Raw genomic sequence first — 19,810 nt, forward strand, 5'->3', positions numbered from 1 at the left:
CGGACGGTAGGGCGAGCCGACGTTCGAGATCTTCGAGGTCCACGCGCGCGGTCCCGGACGATGGGGCCGCGCGCGTGGTGCTCTCGACGGGCGCAGCGCGTCGGGCGCACACTCGCGGGCGTGGCGCGCACCGCGTTCCCTTCGGACCCGAGCGGATTCGTCGATCCTCCTTGGAACACCCCGCTCGACGTGCAGTCGGTGATCCGCGCGATCCCGGAGAGCGCGACGATCGCGGGGATGTACCTCGAGCCGCTGGTGCGCGAGGCGCGACGGCTCGGGCGCTCGCTGCCCTCGGCGCGGCAGCGCTACGTCGCGTTCCAGTTCTATCCGCTGCGCGAGCACGTGACGGTGCTCGTCGAGGGCACGCAGGCGCTCTTCCCGGAGCTGTCGATGCGCGAGGCCCTTCGGAAGCTGGGCCGTGGCGCGCCGAGGGCGCTGGTGCAGACGACGCTCGGGAAGATCGTGCTCGGCTCGACCGAGGGCGTGCTGCAGTCGCTCGACGCGATCGTGAAGACGTACAACACGAACATCAAACCGGCGCGCGCGGAGACGATCGAGTCGTCGACCCACGGCGCGATCGTGCGCCTCGAGCGCGTGCCGTTCCTCCTCGACTCGCACCACGTCGGCGTGTTCGAGGGCTCGATGAGCTACGCGGGCGTGCGCGGGACCGTGAAGGTGCGGATGCGCGGCGCCGATGCCGCGGACTTCCTCTGCGAGTGGTGAGCGCTGCACGACGAGCAGCGAGCACCGCGCCAGCTAGTAGTTGTGCAGCACGAGCGTGGGATCGCCGCCGCGCTCGGCGACCATCGCGCGCAGCTCCTTCACCATCGCGCTCTGGCCGACCGCGATGAACGCGGCGCGCCCGAAGTCCCGCACGCGCTCGAGCACCACGTCCTGGGCGCGCACACCGCTCAGCGTCCCGTCGGACCGTGGGAACGAGTAGTGGAGACGCACGTCCACGCCGTGGTCGCGCCAGCGCTCGACGTCCTCGGGGACCGCGAGGTGCGCCGCGCTGCGCAGGCCGTGATCGAGCGAGATGGCGCCCCATCGATCGCGCTCGCGCAGAACGCTCTCGAGCGCCGAGCGCACTGGCGCGATCGCGGTGCCGGTCGCGACGAAGTAGAGGTCGCGACCCATCGCGCGCTTCAGCGCGAAGCCTTCGCCCGCCGGCATCGTGATCTCGAGCGGGCTGCCGACCGGCATCGCGGCGAGACGGTCCGCGGCCTCGCCGCCCTCGGGGTTCGGCGTGCGGATCAGGAAGCGCAGCGCGCGCTCGTGCGGCGCGGAGAGCATCGCGAAGATGCCCTCGTGCGGCGGGCCTCCCTCGGTCGCGACGCGCACGCGGCAGAACTGCCCCGCGTGCTCGAAGCGCTCGAGCGCGCCCTCCGGCGCGTCGAGCTCGAGCGTCATCTGATCCGCGGCCACCGGGCTCCGCGCGCGGAGGGTGCTCGGGGAATAGGCGCTGAACTCGGGGAGAGGCATGCGGTGCTCGAAGAGCCGTACCGCGCCACGCCTCGCCCGTCGAGAGGGCGCCTACTGATCCAGCCGGCGCTCGATGATCGCGCGGCGTCGCAGCTCCTCGAGGAAGAGCTCCTCCTGCCGCGTCATCGCCTCCTGCATCATCTCGCGATAGATGTCCATGCGGACGTCGTCGTACGCGGGCAGCGCGTCGCTCGCGAGATCGCGGTTCACGAGGTGCAGGATGAACACCGCGTTCGACGCCTCGCTGCGCACCGGCGACGAGACCTCGCCCTCCTCGAGCGTCAGCAGCACCTCGGAGAGCTCGGGCGCGAGATCGCGCTCCGAGATCCGTCCGGTCTCGCCGCCGCCGTGCTCGTCCATCGCCGACGCGAAGTCCTCTTCGGTCTCGATGCCCGCGCGGATGTCGTCGGCGTCGCGCATCGCCTGGTGGATGTCGGTCGCGCTCGCATCGGCGGGCAGCGGCAGGCGGATGTACTCGGCCTCGAACGTCGCCTCGCGCCGCGCGCGCACCGCCATCTCGTCGTAGCGGCGACGCACGTCCTCTTCGGTGATGTTCACCCGGCCGCGCACGCGCTGGTTGAGCACCTTGAGGCGCAGCAGCTGCTGGCGGACGTCGCGACGGTATTGCTGCGGGCTGAAGCCCTGCGCGCGCACCGCCTCCCAGAACTCGCGCTCCTCGAGGCCGCTCTGGGTCCGCACGTTGTCGATCGCGGTGGACACCTCGGAGGTCGAGACCGTGACGTCCTCTTCGTCCGCGGCCTGCAGGATCAGGCGCTCGTCGATCATGCGATCGAGGAGCTGCGTGTAGATCTGCTGCACCGCCTGCATGCGCTGCGCTTCGGTCGGCGCCTGCATCGCGCGGCGCAGGAAGGGCGCGGCCTTCTGTCGCAGATCGGACAGGAAGATCGCCTCGTCGTTCACCACCGCGACGACACGCTCGATCACCTCGGCGTGTGTGGTCGCGGCGACCGAGAGCGAGAGCAGCGACGACGCGAGGACGGCGCCGAGCAGACGGATGGGCAGGGCTGTGCGGCGCACGTTCGTCGTCATCGGCGTGCTCACTGCGGCGGCGCGGTCGGAGCCTGCTTGGTCGGCGGGCGCGGACGGCGCGGCGCGGTCGGCGGCGTGGGCGTGCTCGGCTCGGGCGTGCTCGGCTGCATCGGGGTCGCGTCCGCGGGCGCGTCGATGTGCACCTGCGAGAGCAGGTCGAGGTTCTCCTCGACGTCGGCCTCGCCGCGCAGTCGCGTCACCAGCTCCTCGACGGCCTGCTCGCGGCGCTCGCGCCACAGGCGATGGCGGATGGGACGCGTCGCCTCCTCGAGGCTCCGGCTCAGCGCGGCGCGACGGCCCGTGAGCTTCACGATGTGGAAGCCGCGCTCGGTCTGCACGAGCTCGCCGTGCACGCCGCCGATCGTGGTGATCGAGAACGCGGCGCGCGCGACCTCGTCGGGCACCGCGGGATCCTCGGGCTGGCGCTCCTCGGGGCGCGAGAAGAAGCGCAGGTCGCCGAAACGATCGCGCGTCTCGGGGTCCTCGTTGTGCCGCTCGGCGAGCTCGCGGAAGGCGCGCACGTTCGTCGGGTCCTCGAGCACCTGGCGAAGCACGCGCTCGGCCGTCGCGCGGTTCCGGATGAGGATGTGGCTCGCGCGCACCTGCTCCGGCTTGTTGAACTCGCCGCGGTGCGCCTCGTAGTAGCGGCGCACGTCCTCGTCGCTGACGTCCGAGAGCTGGATGCGATCCTCGTACTGCTGCTTGAGGAAGCGCCGGATGAGGATCTGCTTCCGCGTGCGCTGCACGTCGGGGAGATCGTCGAAGCCCTCGCGATCGGCCTCCTGCGCGAGGAGCTCGAAGCGGACCATCTGGTCGATGAGCTCGCGGCGGCGCTCGGGGCTGTTGTAGCGAGCGCGGAGGAACGGGCCCTTCGACGCGATCTCGTCGGCGAACTCGCCGACCGTGATGGTGCGGTCGCCGATCTTCGCGAGGGTCTCCGCGGCTTGGGCCTCGGTCAGGCCGTGGCGGAGCGTGGGCTCCGCGGAGGTGCCTGTCTGCGTGGTGGTCGCCGGCGTGTCGCCGTCGTCGCCGCAGGCGAGCGCGATGGAGCCGAGGGCCGAGAGGGCGAGGAGGATGAGAAGGCGCCGATGCATGGGCGAAGCGTGGGGACGGGTACCACGGGGGCCCGGTCGAAGCCAGAGCCGACGGTGCGCGGGCGAGAGAGAGCCGGCGACGTGCCCCGCCGAGCCGGATGCCGCGCTCCCGGGGCCTCCGGCGCGCTCCGGAGGCGTGCGACGCGCTCCGCCCGGCCGGATGTGGCGCTCCAGGGGGCTTCCGACGCGCCTCGGGAGCTTCCGACGCGCTCCCGAGGCTTCCGACGCGCCCCGGCAGCTTCCGACGCGCGTGAGAGCGCCGCTCGGACGGCGTCGGAAGCCTTGCGGGCGCGTCGGAAGCCTCAGCGACGCTTCTTCTTCCGCTCGAGCAGGCTCTCGGCGAGCGAGGACGGGGGCGCGGGCGCCCGGGGGGCCTCGGGGGGCGTCGCGGTGGGCTCCGAGCGCGGGGGCGCGACGACCGGCGGCGCGATGGGCGCGTCCGCCGACTGCTGGGCGCGCGCGATCTCGGGGGCGACCTCTTGGTGCGCGCGCTGCTTCGCGCTGCGCAGTGCCTCGAGCGTGGCGAGTGGGGTGGGGGCGGGCGGACGACGCGCCGGGGCACGGAGACGCGCCGGCACCAGGCGCTCGAGCCACTCGCGCGGCAGCACGAGCCGGCGCAGCGCGACCGAGATCAACATCAGCCACATCGCGGCGAGCAAGAGCTCCTGCCACAGCGGCGCGTACGCCCACGCGGGCTCGGGGCGATCGACGAAGACGCGATCGAGATCCGCGAGGACCTGACCGCCGGTGAGCGCCGCGATCTGGGCGAGCCGCGCGCGATCGGTGCCCTCGCCCCGCAGCTCGTCGCCGCGCGCCCGCACCAGGCCCGCGGTGCCGACGAGGCCACCGCGGCCTTCGTCGTCGGCGACCTCGCGCACCGTGACGAGGTACGAGCCCGGCGCGCTGGCATCGAAGCGCGACTCGTAGCGACCGGGGCCGGTCTGCGCGAGCGGGACCTCGATCGATCGCCCGCCCGGCGCGGCGACCGTCGCGACGAGCTCGAGGTAGTTGCGGTAGCGCCCGTCCTCGTCGATCGCCTCGACGCGGATCTCGCCCTCGCTGCCGCGCATCGCGAGGTGCACGCCGGCGTCGCGTCGCTCCGGCGAGCGCGCGAGGGTGCGCGCGAGCTGACCGAACATCCGCGCGTAGCCGGGCCACGAGAGCCAGCTGCGCGCGAAGCGCGCGCCGGCGTCGGTCGCGAACACCGCGCCGCGCCCCACGCCGGCTTGCCACTCGAGCAGCAGCGGGTCCTCGCCGCGCGCGATCGCGAGCGTGCTCGCGCGCGGTCGGGCGTTGACGACGACGAAGCCGTCGAGCGCGGGAGCGGACGCGAAGTCGACGCCCTCGGTGGCCTGCGAGGGAGAGCCCGCGGTGGGTCGGAACGCCTCCTCGACCACCGCCGAGCGGCTCGCCGCGATCGTCTCCTGGGTGAAGATGCGCGGGAGCTCGGTCATGTCGTCGACGATGTAGAAGCGACCGTTGCCGAGCCGCGAGAGCACCTCGAGCTCGGGCGAGTCGGGGCCCGCGCCCATCGAGACGATCGAGGTCGTGATCCCGGCGCGCGCGGCCTCGGTCACCAGCGTGCGGGCGCGGTTCATCTCCTCGGAGTCCGAGCCGTCGCTGAAGAGCAGGAGATGCTTGAGCTGCGTCTGCTGCTCGCGCAGCAGCGAGAAGCTCGCGTCGAGGGTGACGTCGACGTAGATGCCGCCGCCGCCCGGCTGCGCGGCGCGGATCGGGCCCGCGAGCATCGCGGGGTTGGTCACCGAGGTCATCGGGAGCGTCCACGTGACCTCGGTGTCGACGTGCGCGACCGCGACGCGATCCATCGGCGAGAGCAGCTCGGCGGAGCGCGCGGCGGCCTCGTTCGCGAGGTCGAGCTTCATCACGCCGGGCGCGACCTCGACCGTCATCGAGCCGCTCTTGTCGATCGCGATCACCATCGCGAGCGACGCGCGGTCGCGGCGGCGGCGCAGATCGAAGGTCGCGGGGAGCACCTCTTCGATCGGCGTGTACGCGTAGCCGCCGAGGCCGAACGCGTCGCGCACGCCGGTCATCAGGAGGCCGCCGCCCATGTCGCGCACGTACGCGCGCACGGCCTGCATCTGGTCCTGGGTGAAGGCGCGCGCGTTGAGATCGGAGAGGACGAGGAGATCGAACGACGCGAGCTCGCCGAGATCGACCGGCACGCCCTCGCGGCCTCGCACCTCGACGTCGAGGCCGGCGCGGCGGATCGCCTCCGCGAGCGCCCCCGCTTCCTCGGGGCGATCGGAGAGCACGAGGGCGCGCGATGCCCCGGAGACGCGGAGGAACGCGCCGCCCTCGTTGTTCTCGGGCGCGCCGTCGGTGCTCGCCTCGACGGGCTCGATCAGCACGTCGTAGCGGTGCACGCCGGGATCGCTCGCGACGTCGCGCATCGTCAGCACGTCGCCGCCCGCGCGCACGTGGGTGGTGCCCTCGGCGATCGGCGCGCCGTCGCGCGAGACGCGCACCCGCACCTCGGCGTCGTGGGTCGCGCGGGTGACGATGCGCAGCTCGATCGGCTGACCGGGATCGGCGGCGCGCGGCATCTGCACGCGCTCGACCGCGATCTCGGGGCGCGGTGCGCGCTCGATCGGGAGCACGTCGATCGCGACGCCGCGTCCGGCGGCGATCTGTGCGGCGGCGAGCGCGTCGCCCTGGGTCTCGACTCCGTCGCTGACGAGCACGACGCGGCCTGCGTGCTCGGCGGGGAGATCGGCGAGGGCGCGACGGATCGCGGCGCCGAGATCGGTGGCGTCGCGAGGGATCGGCGCGGTGGAGCGCGCGAGGGGAGGGCGCGGCGAAGGGACGACCTCGGTCGCGGCCTCGGCGCCGAACACGACGACGCCCGCGAGATCGTCGGCGCGCATCGACTCGGTCGCGCGCCGCGCGCGCTCGAACGCCTCGGCGGCGCCCTCGTCGCCGGGACGATCGACGCTGCGCGAGCGATCGATCGCGAACACGACGGCGACCCGATCGAGGCGCGAGCCGAGCTCGAGCCGCGCGAGCGCGAGCGCGGCACAGAGCGCGGCGAGCACGAGCGCGATCTGGATCGCGCGACGTCGTGGTCCGGCGTGCGACGAGGGCAGGGTGCGCACGCGCCACGCGACGAGCAGCACGAGCGGCACCCCGAGCGCGAGGAGCAGCGGCGCGGCGAGGCGCAGGCTCACGCGGCCCCCCGGCGTGTCGCCCAGACCACCTCGATCGCGAGCACCACGAGGAGCGCCGCCGCGAGCCACGGCCACGCCTCGCGCGGCTCGCGACGCTCGCTCGCGCTCACCTCGGCGCCGCCCTCGCGCGACACGAAGCGCGCGCGGGGGCGCACGTCGCTCTCCTCGGTCGAGAGCAGGTTGCGCAGCGCGTGCACGCGGCGGCGGCCGATCTCCGCCTGGTAGGTGCCGGGCACCGCGGGCACGTCGACGATCGCCACGCCGCCGCGCGCGGTGGCCGACGACGAGCTGCCGTCGGGCGCGCGCACCACCACGGTCTCGCCGTCCGCTGCGGGCACGCGCAGCGGCTCGCCGATCGCGCCCTGCGCGATGCCCCCTGCGGCCCGCCGCGCGCGCACGCGCTCGAGCAGGTTGCGCACGAACACCACGAAGCCGGGGCGTCGCGGCCAGTCGCTGCGATCGGGATCGAAGCCGACGATCGTGGCCTCGCCGTCGGGGCGCTCGAGCACCGACACGATCGGGCCCGCCTCGCTGGTGACGATCGGGCGCGCCGACGCGCCGGTGATCGGTCGCGCCGCGGCGACGTGCACGTCGCGGAACGACACGAAGCGGAGGCGGGGATCGCCCTCGTCCCACGTCACGATCGCGGGCCCGGTCGCCTCGGGGCCGAGGGTCACGCCGAGCGCGGCGTCGCCGGTGGGCGCGATCGCGAGCACGTCCGCCGCTGGCCCAGCGCCGCTCGGCGGGGCGTCGGGCGTCGCGCCCGCGAACACGAGGAGACCGTCGAGATCGGGCGCGTCGGGATCGTCGGCGCGGCGCTGCGCGAGCGCTTCGGGGCTCGTCGCGAAGAGCTCGACGTCGCGATCGGCGAGCAGCACGCGGCGGATCGACTCGGGGGCATCGCCGATCAGGAAGACCGGGAGACGTCGCGCGCCGGGGCTCGGCGCGACTGCGACGTCGTCGAGAGCGAGCGCGTCGCCGGTGCCGTGGGTGCCTTCTTCGTCCGACGCGAGCTCGACGCGCACCACCGCCGCGCGTCCCGACGCGTCGGGCGGCAGATCGGCGAGCATCACCACGCCCTCGGCGCGATCGGGCGAGACGCGCACCCGGCGCGACGCGACCACGCCGCGCCCTTCGACGCTCGCGCTCACCCAGACCTCGGCATCGCTCGCTCCGAAGCGCACGAGGCGCGCGAAGATCTCGGCGCGATCGGGCGACTCCTCGCTCGGCCGCGGCCGCACGTCGATCGCGACGATCGCGGTGTTCTCGCGAGGCTCGGCGACCCGCTGCACCTCGACCTCGACGTCGGAGGGCAGGACGATCTCGCCGTCGATCGCGGCGTCGGTGAGCACCACGATGCGCGAGCCCGCGCTCGCATCGCGCAGACGCTCCGCGGCGAGCGCGACGGCACCCTCGAGGCCCGCGCCGTTGCCGCGGGTGCGCAGGCGATCGATCGCGCGCTCGAGCGCGGCGCCGTCGCTGGTGGCGGGCGCGAGCACCGCGGCCTCGGCGCCGGCCTCGACGAGCATCATCGATCCGCCGGGCGGCAGTGATCGCGCGAGGGCGCGCGCCGCGCTCTGCGCGTGATCGAGGCGCGAGCGACCGTCCGCTTCGCGCGCTGCCATCGACGCCGAGGTGTCGACGATCACGGCGAGCCGCGCGCCCGAGGGCACCTGCCCCGCGCCCGCGGGACGTGCGAGCGCGATCGCGCCCGCGATCAGCACGAGCGCCTGGAGCAGCAGCGAGAGGTGCGGGATGAGCTTCTTCCACGGGCGCTCCGCACGCAGATCGCGCAGCGCCTGCTCCCAGAGCAGCGTCGAGCCCACGACGCGCGCCTCGCGACGGCGCTTGAGCACGTAGAGCAGCACCAGCGGGCCGAGTAGGCCGAGCCACGCGAGCGACGCCGGCGAGAGAAGCTCCATCACACCGCTCGGGCGAGGTACTCGACGAGCACGTCCTCGAACGCGCGCTCGCCGACGCGGCCGTAGAAGAGCCCGCGCTTCTTCGCGTAGGACTCGAGCTCGACGAGGAACGCCGCGAGCCGCTGGCGATAGGCGCGCACTGCGCGCGCATCGAGCGAGACCTCGACCTTGCGACCGGTCTCGCTGTCGATCAGCTCGAGGTCGCCGCCCGGCGTGGGATCGAGCTCCTCGCGATCGAGCACGTGGAAGAGCACGGGCTCGTGCTTGTCGGCGATCAGGCGATCGAGCGGCCGCGTGAAGCCGCGCGGATCGAGGAAGTCGCTGAGCACGACGACGAGCCCGGGGCGCGGGGAGCGCGCGAGGAATTCGTCGACGCCGCGCGCGAGATCGGTGTCGCCCGAGGGCTCGAGCTCGTCGAGGAAGCGCAGCAGCGGGCCCACTCGCTTGCGACCGCGCGACGCGGGCAGGGGACGCGACAGACGCGCGGCGAACGGCATCACCGCCACCCGCTCGCTGCCCGAGAGCCCGACGTAGCCGAGGCCCGCGGCGAGGCGCTTCGCGACGTCGATCTTGCGCGGCGTGCCGAGGCCCATCGACGCGCTGGTGTCGACGAGCAGGTAGAGCGAGAGATCCTCTTCGGCGACGAAGAGGCGCAGCACGAGCTCCTCGAGCCGCGCGTACGCGTTCCAGTCGATGCGACGCACGTCGTCGCCCGGGAAGTAGGGGCGGTGCTCGGCGAATTCGGCCGACGATCCGCGGTTCTTCGAGCGGCGCGCGCCCGAGGTCGCGCCCGCGAAGCGGCGCCGCACCGCGAGGCGGAGGCGCGCGAGCCGGCGCAGGAACTCGGGCTCGAGCAGCGAGCTGCTCACGCGGTGTCTCCGGGATCGCGATCGACGGGCGCGTCCGCGGCCGTCGCGTCGGCCATCGGCGCGAACGCGTCGGGGTCGGTGGCGTCGGCGGGCGCGCTCGGAGGTGCGGGCGGCTGCTGGCTCGCGCGCGCTGCGCGCTCCGCTTCGCTGCGCGCGACGAGGCGCTGCTTGCGCTCCTCCATCGTCTTCCGTGCTGCGGCGCCGCGCGCCTCGACCGCGATCCACGCCGCGACCGCGAGCAGCCCGTAGCCCAGTGCCGGCACGAGCGCGCGCGTCGCCTCCCAGAGCGGCATGTCGCGCTCGACGCCGATGTCGAACGCGAGGATCGTCGGCAGGAGCGGCGACAGCATGAGCGGCGCCGGGATCTCGCGGTTGAGCCGCGAGAGCGCGTCGTCGTCGATCACGAGCGTCATCAGGAAGGGCAGCAGCACCGCCGCGGAGAGCAGCGCGAGCGTGAGCACGCGCGCGGCGAGGCCGTTGCGCAGCACGAGGCGCAGCCACGCCGCGACCGCCGCCGCGAACATGCCCACGGCCGCGTTGCCGATCGCCAGCGCGAGCAGCGCCGCGTCGGCGACCGGGTGCTCGCCCCCCCACAGCGGATCGCGCAGCCAGCGCACGCCGGAGACCACGACCGGCACCACTGCGGCGCTCGCGATCACCGCGAGGAAGGTGAAGCGCAGGGTCGGTCCGGCTCCCGGGCCGATCGGCGCGAGGATGCGTCGCAGCAGCGAGGGGGTCGCGATCGCGCGCGGCGGGAGCGGCGGCTCGTTCGCGAAGAGCAGCGCGATGAAGATCACGAGCATCCCCGAGAACAGCGAGAGCGCGATGCCGGCCTCGGCGCAGTCGCGCATCGTGGTCGGCCCCGCGACCACGCACGCGGAGAGCACGCCCGCGCCGACGATCGCAGGCAGGCACCAGATCTTGAGCGGCGTCGATCGATCCTCCGCCGCCGGCTGCACGCCCGCGACCGCCGACGCGAGGAAGAACCAGAGCGGCATGCCGAGCGCGTAGAGCGGGCCCAGCACCAGGAACGCGAAGCCGTCCCACGTGGCGAAGCGCTCGGGCAGCGCCTCGGCGAACCAGAAGGGCCCGTCGAAGGGCGTGCTCCACGCGCCGTGCGCGACCTCGCCGAGCGCCACCGTCAGCGGCCACACGAAGAACGAGTGCGCGCCCACGTAGACGAAGAACGCGAGCACGATCGCGAGCCAGAGCGACTCGACGCGCGCGCTGATCGCGATGCCGAACGCGACCGCCGGCGCGAGCGCGAGCAGCACGTAGGTGAAGCCTGCGATCACGGAGAGCGGCGAGATGCCGCCGAAGAGGAACGCGAGGCCGACGACCGGCGACGCGGCGATCACGCAGAGCACGACCGCTGCGTACGACGCGAGGAACTTGCCCCACACGATGCGCGAGGGGCTCATCCCGCTGAGGATCAGCGACTCGAACGTGCCCGATCGCTTCTCGCCGACGATCGTGGTCGCGGCGTACGCGGGCGCGACCATCGAGAGCACGACGCTCAGCAGCGAGAAGAAGACGTGGAAGACCTCTTGTCCGACCTCGGCGGGCGCGCGCTCGCCCGCGTTCACCGCGCCCCACGTCAGCACGAGCAGCGCGACGATGCCCGCGGTGAGGTAGAGGAAGCGGATGAACATCGCGGTGCGGAACGTCGCGCGCAGCTCCTTCAGCAGGATCGGGTTGGGATCCTCGAAGGGCTTCGCGAGCCACCCCTTGATGCGATCACGCGGCGAGCGCGGCGGCGCGTTCTGCACCGGCGCCTGACCGAACGCGCCGCTCGTGCGCTCGTTCTCTGCAGCGGCGCTCACTGCAGCTCTCCCTTCGTGACCTCGAGGAAGATGCGCTCGAGATCGTTCTGATCGGGCTCGACCCGGAGGAGGCGCAACTTCTGGGAGACACAGTGATCGACGAGGTCCGCGAGCGTCTCGTCGCTGCCTCGGTACTGCACCTTGTAGGCGCCGTCGGGATCGCGCTCGACCGAGAGCACCTCGGGGCCGCGCGCGAGGATCGCCTCGACGTCGGCGGGCGGTGCGAGGACGCGGATCTTCACCGCGCGCTCGGGCTTGAGCGTGCGACCGATCGCGTCGACCGATCCGCCGGCGAGCAGCCGGCCCTTCTCGAGGATCGCCACCGACGTGCACATGTCGGAGAGCTCCGTGAGGATGTGGCTCGAGAGCAGGATCGTCTTGCCGAGCGATCGCAGCTCCTCGATCAGCTCGCGCATCTCGATGCGTGCGCGCGGATCGAGCCCGTTCGCGGGCTCGTCGAGGATCAGCACCTTCGGGTCGTGCAGCAGCATGCGCGCGATGCCGAGGCGCTGGCGCATGCCCTTGCTCATCGTCTGCACCAGTCGATCGCGCAGCGGGCCGAGATCGGTCAGCTCCATCACCGCGCTCACGGTGCGCTCGCGCGCGCCGAGCCCGATGCCGTGCGCGGCCGCGAAGAACTCGAGGTACTCGACGACCGTGATGCGGTCGTAGACGCCGAACGCGTCGGGCATGAAGCCGAGCACCTTGCGCACCTCGGCGGGCGCCTCGACCACGTCGATGCCGTCGACGAGCACGCGCCCGTCGTCGGGCTCGAGCAGCGTCGCCATCATGCGGATCGTCGTGGTCTTGCCGGCGCCGTTGGGCCCGATGAACCCGAAGATCTCGCCCGCGGGCACGTGCATCGAGAGGTCGCGCAGGACCTGCATCGATCCGAACCAGTGGCTCACGTGCTCGACGCGGATCACGGCACACCTCCGTCGGGGCTCGCGCCGTTGGTCGGCGGCGGGAGCAGCTCGGTCGGCGGAGCCTCGGTCGGCTCGCCCCACACCGAGCCATCGGTCGGCGGCGGCGCGGCGCGACCGAGCAGGTCGTAGCGCGGCCTCGGGTGCAGCAGCACGAAGCGCAGATCGGTCTCCGCGCCGAACGTGGGCTCGCTCTCGACGCTCGGCTCGGGATCGAGCCGCGCCCAGAGCAGCGGCTCGCTCGGCGAGGGGCTCGGCCCTCCGATGAGGCGCAGCACGCCGCGCACGTAGCGCGCGTCGTCCTCCTCGAGCCCGAGCTGTCGCGCGATGTCGCGCGGCGTCGGGTTCTCTTCTTCGTCGAAGCCCCAGCCGCTCGAGAGCACCGTCGCGGCGCTCGCGGGGATCGGTCGGGTCGCGCCTGCCTCGACGTCGCCGATCGCGTAGACGCGCGACTCGTCGACGATGAACGCGGAGCGCAGCGGCCGCTGCGACTCGTTGGTGATCGAGACCAGCCGATCGCCTTCGTACGCGAAGCGGATCGGCGCGCCGAGATCGATCACGCGATCGTCGCGGAGGAAGATCGTCTCCCAGAGCCCGCCGCGCAGCGAGGTGAGGCGAGGGCGCTCTCCCGCGTGATCATAGACGAGCCCGTCGTCGCCTCCGCCCGACGCGAGACGCATCGTGCGCCCGCCCTCGCGCGTCGCGATCTCGACGGTCGACGGCGCGGTGAGGAAGTAGCCCGCGTACGCGCGGGTCGGCGCGAGCGTGTCGCCCTCGACCGCCTCGACGATCTCCACGCGCCGGTAGCGCATCGTCACGCCCTTGCCGAGGTAGCCGACGACGAGCATCACCGTCGCGCATCCGATCGCGAGGATCGGCGTGCTCACGAGCGCGAGCGTCGGCCGGTTGCGCTGTAGCACGAAGCGGAAGTTCAGCGGGCCGACGACGATCACGTAGAGGAAAAGCACGATGCCCACGAGGCCGAGCGCGGGGCGATAGCCCTCGTTGGGATCGAGCGCGGCGCGCAGCCGCGCGAGGCTCGGGCGGCCGTCCCACCACGTCTGCTCCAGCGAGTCGATGCCGCGCCCGAGCGTGAAGCGGGTGGTCGCGGGATCGCGCAGCGCGCGCTGGGCGATCGAGCGCAGGAGCTCGCGCACCTCGGGGCGATCGACGTGGGGCGGCGCGCTCGCGTCGTACGCGGTGACGTACACCGCGCCCGCGCCCACACGATCCGCGCACCCGAAGCGCTCGGTGGCGCCGCGCGCGCACTCGAGCGCGGGCAGCGCGCCGGGCGCGAAGTCACCGGGCACGAGGCGGCGCGTCTCGGAGTAGCGCACCGCGCCGAACGTCTCGCGCACCAGCGGCGTCGCGAGATCGCCCTCGCTGCGCGGGAAGATCACGAGGTGCCCGCCGGCGTGCACCCAGCGCCGGATCGCATCGAGCTCGCGATCCGAGAGGCGCGTCAGCATCGACGCCTGCGCCGCGAGCACCGCGACCGTCGAGTAGCCGAGCACGTCGTCGGGCACGATCGGATCACCGGTCGTTCCGTCGATCGTGATCGTGCCGATCGGCACCTGCACCGCGCGCTCCGAGCCGGTCGCGGCGCCGTAGTAGCCGGGGTTCTCGTCGGGCACCGAGGCCTGCAGATCGAGCAGCGTCGCGCGCAGCCGCGAGGGATCGGCGAGCACCACGAGGCTGCGTCCCGAGGGCGCGTACGCCGAGCTCATCGACGCGCTCCCGAGCAGCGCGTCACCGGCCTCGTAGCGCGCTTCGATCTGCGTGCCCGAGCCGTTCACGAAGAGCGTGATCAGCACGCGGCGCTGCTCCGCGGGCGGCAGATCGAGCGGCACCGCGTGGCGATCGGGCGGCTGGTTCCACTGGCTGGTGCGGACCACCAGGCGACCGCGGAACGTCTCGCGCGTCAGGTTCCGCACCGTGACCGCCACGGTCGAATAGCCGTCGCCGATCAACGCCTCGTTCCCGAGCACGCCCTCGACGCGCACCTCGACCGGCGGCGGCGCCTGCTGCGCGAGCGCGGGCGCGGCGATCGATACGAGCATCGAAACGATCGCGGCGATCCAGATCGATCTCGAACGAGAGACGATCCACGAATCGGCTCGTCTGCGCAGTCGAGCACTCCAGCTGGGCTGAATCGTCATCAGCCCTCGATCCGCTGCACCGACGCCGGCATCTCGGGCACCTCTTCGAGGATCTTCCCGAGGATCGCGTCCGCGCCGAGACCTTCCGCTTCGGCCTCGAAGCCCGGGATGATCCGATGGCGCAGCGCGGGGAGGATCACGCGGCGGAGATCGCTGAACCCGACGTGCCCGCGGCCCTCCATCAGCGCGCGCACCTTCGCGGCGAGCAGGAGCGATTGTCCGCCGCGCACGCCGCCGCCGTAGCGAAGGAGCTTCTTCGCGCTCGGCGCGGCGACGGGCAGCGAGGGATCGGTCGCGCGGAGCAGACGCGCGACCCAGCGCGTGATCGGCTCCGCGACGTGCACCTCGCGCACGAGCTTCCGCATCGCGAGGATCCCCGGCCCGTCGATCACGCGCGGCACCGCCCCCTCGATCGTGCCGGTGGTGCGATCGAGGATGCCGACGAGCGTGTCCTCGTCGGGCGCGGGCACGTAGATCTTGAAGAGGAAGCGATCGAGCTGGGCCTCGGGCAGCGGATAGGTGCCCTCCATCTCGATCGGGTTCTCGGTGGCGAGCACGACGAAGGGATCTTCGAGCGCGTGTCGCGTGCCCGCGATGGTCACGCTGCGCTCGGCCATCGCTTCGAGGAGCGCGCTCTGCGTCTTCGGGGTCGCGCGGTTGATCTCGTCGGCGAGCACGAGCTGCCCGAAGATCGGTCCGCGCGAGAGCTCGAAGCGCTTCCGACCGCGCTCGTCCTCGACGACGACGTTGGTGCCGACGATGTCGCCGGGCATGAGATCGGGCGTGAACTGGATGCGCGAGAAGCGCAGGTCCATCGCCTCGGAGAGCGTGCGGACGAGCAGCGTCTTGCCGAGCCCGGGCGCGCCTTCGAGCAGCGCGTGACCGCCCGCGAAGAGGCAGACGAGCACTTCGTCGACGACCTCGGCCTGACCGACGACGACGCGCGCGACCGCGTCCTTCAGGCGCGCCACCACCGTCGCGAACTCTTCGACCTTCGTGTCCGTCATTCAGCGCTCTCCATCGAAGTACTCGCGCACGTGATCGCGATAGTCCTCGGGGATCGGCAGTCGTTCGATCGCGCCCTGCTCACCGGTCGCGACGTCGCTCCCGGTGGCGCTCCCGGCGCTCGAGCCAGGCGCATCCATGCCCTCGGGATCGATCCACTCGACGGTGCTGCGCGAGGGCGCGCCCGCGCCGACGCGAGGGCGAACGCGCGCGAGCGGACCGCCCTGCGCCCCGAGATCGCGCGTGGATCCGTTCGAGTCGGCATGCCCGCCCCCCGGCCCCGGCCCCCCGCCGCCAGTCCCCGAAGCAGACCCCGAGCCGCTCCCCGACCCCGACCCGCTCCCCGATCCCGACCCGCTCCCCGACCCCGACCCGCTCCCACCAGAACCCGACCCGCTCCCACCCGAACCCGATCCGCTCCCACCAGAACCCGACCCGCTCCCACCCGATCCCGAGCCGCTCCCCGATCCGTTCCCGCTCCCCTGTCCCGCCCCGGCCCCCGCCCCGGCCCCCGTCGGCATCCCGCCTTCGCCCAGCTGCATCTGCAGCTCGTCGAGATGCTCGAGCGCGTCCCTCAGCGCGCGCTCCATCTCCTCGGCGGTCATCGGCTGCCCGCTCTGCTCGCCCGCCTGCTCGCCGCTCTGCGCCTGGCTCGGCGCGACCGGCGCGCGTCGCATCGCATCCGCGAGCCGCTGTCGCTCCTCCGCGCTCAGCCGGCTCCACGCGTCGCGCATCGCGTCGACCATCTCGCGGTTCAGCTCGCTCCCCTCGCCGTCGCGCTCGAGCCGCTCCAGCGCACGACCGAGCCCTTCGAGCTCGGGCATCGCCTCCATCAGCTCGCGCGCCAGCTGGGCCTGCTCCGCGCGTCGCTGCAGCAGATCCTCGCGCTCGAGCAACGACCCCGCGAGCGCTTCGTCGCCCGCGCGCCGCGCGGCATCGGCTGCCTCGCGCAGCGCTTCTCTCGCGCGCTCCCGGTCGTCCGCCTCGCGACGCGACGCCGCGCGCTCCACCGCGCGATCGAGCGCCTCGAGATCGCGCTCCTGCACCGCGCGCTGCATCTCCTGCTCGCCCTGCATCGCCTCGGACGCCGCGTCCTGCGCGCGCCGCTGCTCCGCGGTCGGCCTCGGTCGCGCCGCTTCCACCGCGAGCCGCACGCCCTCGAGACGATCGAGCGCCTCACGCCGCTCGAGCCCTTGCTCGAGATCGCGTCGCAGCTCGCGCGCACGGCGCGCCGCCTCGTCGAGCTGGCGTCGCTGCTCGGGCTCGCGCGTCTGCTCGGGCAGTCGCTCGATGCGCCGCAACGTCTCGGTCTCGTCGGTGCGCACGACGTCGGTGCCCGGCGCGCGCATCGGCGCGCGCGGCGGCGGCACCATGAACGCTGCGAGGAACGTCGCGCACGCCATCGGCAGCGCCCATGCATCGCCGCGCGCGATGCGCGGCCGCACGTCGCGACGCTTCGCGCGCGACAGCGTCTCGTTCGCCTTCGCGACGGCCGGTGCGAGCGCGGGGGGCGCGTCGGCGCCGATCTCCCACGCCGTGATCACCGCCGCGTCCGCGTCGAGCTTGCGATCGATCCACGTCACGACGTCGGCATCGCTCGGCCGCGCTCGCCGCGCGCGCACGAGCCCCACGATCGGCGCGAGCCCCAGCAGCGCGAGCAGCGGCCATCGCGGCAGCCCCGGCGCCACCAGCGCGATCGCGAGCGCACCGGTGCCGAGCACCGCCGACCACAGCACGAGCTCCGCGAGCATCGCGCGCAGCACGAGCGCCCGGCGGACCTCCGCGAGCAGCTGGGGCAATCGGCTCATGGGCGCGAGGTCGAACCTCCTCGGTACGGAGAGCGATTCCACGACCGATGAGACGCACGGCCGCGGAGAAATCGTGGCTGGATCGAGGCGACGATCGCGAGCCCCACGAACGCGAACGGCAGCCCGAGGGCTGCCGCTCGTGGTTCAGGTGGCTCGCTCGTCGATCAGAACGACACGTTCCGCAGCCGCCAGAAGAACGTCCCGTTGTCGGCCTGCACGCGGATCCCGGGGCATCCCGCGGTGTCGAGGCCGCTCAGCTGCGTGACCGTGGTGCGCTGGCCGACGTACTGGGCCATGTCCGCCGCCCAGTTCGTGTCCGCCGTCACCACGCCGCCCTGACCGTCGCTGCCGGTCCAGGGCGTGTGCATGCCGAGCACGACGCTCGAGCCCACCGCGACCGGCCCGTAGACCGGCACCGCCATGCCGCAGTCCTGGGGGACGAGCGCGCCCATCGCGCCCGCCACGCCGGGGATCGCGCCGATGCCCGGCACCACGCCGCCGCCGCCGAGCGACGCCGCGGTGACGGTCGAGAGCTCGGTGAAGCCGATCGTGTACGCCGCGCCGCTCGCGGTCGCGCTGTAGGTGCCGACCCAGACGCGGTGCTGACCGGGGCCGAAGGGTCCCGCGACGACCGGGTTGAGCCCGTCGCTGTCGTCGTTGCACGCGAAGCTGCCGTCGGCGCGCTGCACCACGAGCGTGGTGTCGCTCGGCGAGCTCACGACGATGCGCAGGTTCGCGAACTGGCCCGTCGCGTTGAGGATGTGGTTCGGCTGCGCGGCGATGAAGCCGCGGCAGTCGGGGCTCATCGTGCTCGCGGCGACGGGGCCGCCCGCGGTGCCGGCCGCGGTCGAGGGATCGGGCAGGAAGCCCGGTCCGATCGTCACCAGGCCTCCGCCCACACCGGGCGGCGGCGTCGTCGGCGGCGCCGTGCCGGTCGTGCCCACGCCGGGCGGAGTGCCCGGGGTGCCGGTGCCCGGCAGGCCGGGGATTCCGCTGCCGCCGAAGCAGCACCCCGCGAGCCCCAGCGCGAGCATGGCCTGCACGATCGATCGCTTGAGCATGTGCTTCGCTCCTTCTTCTCGGTTCACTCGTCCGGATCCCCCGCTCCGCGCGTCCACCTGCGAAGCGTGCTGAGAGTACGCCAACCGCCGTGGGATCTCGCGCAGGTTTTTTCCGCCCGAGATCCACGGACGAGCGCGGTGATCAGCGGGTCTCGGGCATGCTCTCGATGGCGAGCGTGCTGAGCGACGACTGCGCGGTGATCGCGAGCGTGTAGGGCGTGCCGGCGCCGGCTTCGCCGTACGTGCCGACGAACACGCGATGACGGCCCGGCGGGAACGCGCCCTCGACGATCGGGTTCAGGCCCTCGGTGTCGTCGTTGCAGAGCACGCGTCCGTCCGCGAGCTGCACGACCAGCGTGGCGTCGCCCTGCATGTGCACGAGCACGCGCAGGCTCGGCATCGGCGCGTCGACCTTGAGCAGGAAGCTCGGCGCGCTCGCCACGTAGCCGCGGCACTCGGGGCCGATCGACTCCGCGGAGAGCGGTCCGCCCGCCTGGCCGCGGCGGATGATCGGATCGGGGCGGAAGCCGGGGGCGACCGTGAGGATCTCGCCTTCGGTGGGCGCGGTCGCGGACGAGGCCGACGACACGTCGGGCGTGGTCGCGCTCGCGCTCGGAGGAGGCCCGTTGAGCGCGCCCTCCGAAGGCACGATGGGGCCCGTCGCGACCGGCGCGGTCGTGCTCGAGGACGAGGGCGTCGTCGACGCGGTCGTCGTGCTCGACGCGCCGCCGCACGCCGCGAGCGCGAAGAGCGCGAGCCCTGCCGTCGCACGTCGCATCGCGTCGATCCTACGGCGCGGCCGCGCCGCTCTCCCCGGCCGCACCGGGCTCCGCCGCGGGCGCCGCACCTGCTGCGGGCTCCGCCGCAGGCGCAGGCGCCGCACCTTCCGTCGGCGCCGCGCCTTCCGCGGGGGCCGCGCCTTCTGCGGGCGCCGCACCTTCTGCGGGGGCCGCACCTTCTGCGGGCTGACCCGCGCCGCCGGGCTGGCGCCCACCGAGCGCTCGCACGTGACGCACCAGCGCCTGCACGCCCGCGGGCGTCAGCCGATCGCCGAACGCCGGCATGAACCCGCCGCGGCCGAGCAGGATCGCCTGCGCGATCTCTCCGTCGGTGCGCTGGTCCTGCCACGAGGCGCTCGCGAGATCGGGGATCTGCGCGACCGGGGGACGTGCCGGTCCGTCGCCGTGCCCCGCTTCTCCGTGGCAGCTCGCGCACAGCGAGCTGAACAGCGCGGTCGCCGCACGCCGCTCGGCCTCGACGGGATCCTGCTGCACCGCCTCCTCGGGCGGCGCCGCGCGCGTGTCGCCTTCGCGCCCCGAGGGCACCTGGTGGTCCGAGGGCTGCCACTCGCGCAGCTCGCGCTCCGGCTCACCGCACGCGACGACGAGCACGAGGGCCAGGACGAGCGGATGGGCGCGCACGCCGG

At 73.5% G+C, this 19,810-nt stretch carries 15 protein-coding genes; 1 reads left to right on the forward strand and 14 read right to left on the reverse strand.

The features are described 5' to 3' along the window. Positions 1-120: 120 nt before the first annotated feature. Complete coding sequence (locus I5071_RS07970) at positions 121-723, forward strand: DUF2378 family protein (RefSeq protein WP_236604808.1); 603 nt, start codon at positions 121-123, stop codon at positions 721-723. Between the two features lie 33 nt (positions 724-756). On the opposite strand, the gene I5071_RS07975 is transcribed toward I5071_RS07970, so the two are convergent. The 14 genes from I5071_RS07975 to I5071_RS08040 all read right to left on the reverse strand — a co-directional run bounded on the left by I5071_RS07975 (position 757) and on the right by I5071_RS08040 (position 19,805). After that, complete coding sequence (locus tag I5071_RS07975; RefSeq protein WP_236604809.1) at positions 757-1,410, reverse strand: hypothetical protein; 654 nt, start codon at positions 1,408-1,410, stop codon at positions 757-759. Between the two features lie 123 nt (positions 1,411-1,533). Beyond that, positions 1,534-2,520 carry a SurA N-terminal domain-containing protein gene (locus I5071_RS07980; RefSeq protein ID WP_236604810.1) on the reverse strand — a complete coding sequence of 329 codons (987 nt, stop codon included), beginning with the start codon at positions 2,518-2,520 and terminating at the stop codon, positions 1,534-1,536. A gap of 20 nt (positions 2,521-2,540) precedes the next feature. Next, a complete protein-coding gene (locus I5071_RS07985) occupies positions 2,541-3,626 on the reverse strand; it encodes a peptidylprolyl isomerase (RefSeq protein WP_236604811.1) in 1,086 nt (361 codons plus the stop codon). Between the two features lie 302 nt (positions 3,627-3,928). Beyond that, positions 3,929-6,814, reverse strand: coding sequence for a VWA domain-containing protein (locus I5071_RS07990; protein ID WP_236604812.1), 2,886 nt, complete (start codon positions 6,812-6,814; stop codon positions 3,929-3,931). Then, the gene (locus I5071_RS07995; RefSeq protein WP_236604813.1) at positions 6,811-8,736 is read right to left on the reverse strand and encodes a vWA domain-containing protein; all 1,926 of its coding nucleotides are present in this window, start codon (positions 8,734-8,736) and stop codon (positions 6,811-6,813) included. The genes I5071_RS07990 and I5071_RS07995 overlap by 4 nt, the downstream gene beginning before the upstream one ends. Next, on the reverse strand, positions 8,736-9,605 hold the full coding sequence (locus I5071_RS08000) for a DUF58 domain-containing protein (protein ID WP_236604814.1): 870 nt from the start codon (positions 9,603-9,605) through the stop codon (positions 8,736-8,738). The genes I5071_RS07995 and I5071_RS08000 overlap by 1 nt, the downstream gene beginning before the upstream one ends. Next, the gene (locus tag I5071_RS08005; RefSeq protein WP_236604815.1) at positions 9,602-11,428 is read right to left on the reverse strand and encodes an ABC transporter permease; all 1,827 of its coding nucleotides are present in this window, start codon (positions 11,426-11,428) and stop codon (positions 9,602-9,604) included. Before I5071_RS08005 ends, I5071_RS08000 begins: the two co-directional genes overlap by 4 nt. Then, positions 11,425-12,354 (reverse strand): ABC transporter ATP-binding protein, encoded by a 930-nt coding sequence (locus tag I5071_RS08010; RefSeq protein ID WP_053234898.1) that lies wholly within the window; start codon positions 12,352-12,354, stop codon positions 11,425-11,427. Before I5071_RS08010 ends, I5071_RS08005 begins: the two co-directional genes overlap by 4 nt. Next, on the reverse strand, positions 12,351-14,411 hold the full coding sequence (locus I5071_RS08015; RefSeq protein WP_236604816.1) for a hypothetical protein: 2,061 nt from the start codon (positions 14,409-14,411) through the stop codon (positions 12,351-12,353). Before I5071_RS08015 ends, I5071_RS08010 begins: the two co-directional genes overlap by 4 nt. 98 nt (positions 14,412-14,509) lie before the next feature. Continuing rightward, positions 14,510-15,517 (reverse strand): AAA family ATPase, encoded by a 1,008-nt coding sequence (locus tag I5071_RS08020; protein ID WP_236604817.1) that lies wholly within the window; start codon positions 15,515-15,517, stop codon positions 14,510-14,512. Then, complete coding sequence (locus I5071_RS08025) at positions 15,518-17,323, reverse strand: hypothetical protein (protein WP_236604818.1); 1,806 nt, start codon at positions 17,321-17,323, stop codon at positions 15,518-15,520. It abuts the gene before it with no gap. A gap of 164 nt (positions 17,324-17,487) precedes the next feature. Further along, positions 17,488-18,384 carry a hypothetical protein gene (locus I5071_RS08030; RefSeq protein ID WP_236604819.1) on the reverse strand — a complete coding sequence of 299 codons (897 nt, stop codon included), beginning with the start codon at positions 18,382-18,384 and terminating at the stop codon, positions 17,488-17,490. Between the two features lie 142 nt (positions 18,385-18,526). Beyond that, complete coding sequence (locus tag I5071_RS08035) at positions 18,527-19,162, reverse strand: hypothetical protein (protein ID WP_236604820.1); 636 nt, start codon at positions 19,160-19,162, stop codon at positions 18,527-18,529. Positions 19,163-19,172: 10 nt separating this feature from the next. Continuing rightward, positions 19,173-19,805 (reverse strand): c-type cytochrome, encoded by a 633-nt coding sequence (locus I5071_RS08040; RefSeq protein ID WP_236604821.1) that lies wholly within the window; start codon positions 19,803-19,805, stop codon positions 19,173-19,175. Positions 19,806-19,810 lie beyond the last annotated feature (5 nt).

The sequence above is a fragment of the Sandaracinus amylolyticus genome, from assembly GCF_021631985.1.
Classification (GTDB): Bacteria; Myxococcota_A; Polyangia; order Polyangiales; family Sandaracinaceae; genus Sandaracinus; species Sandaracinus amylolyticus_A.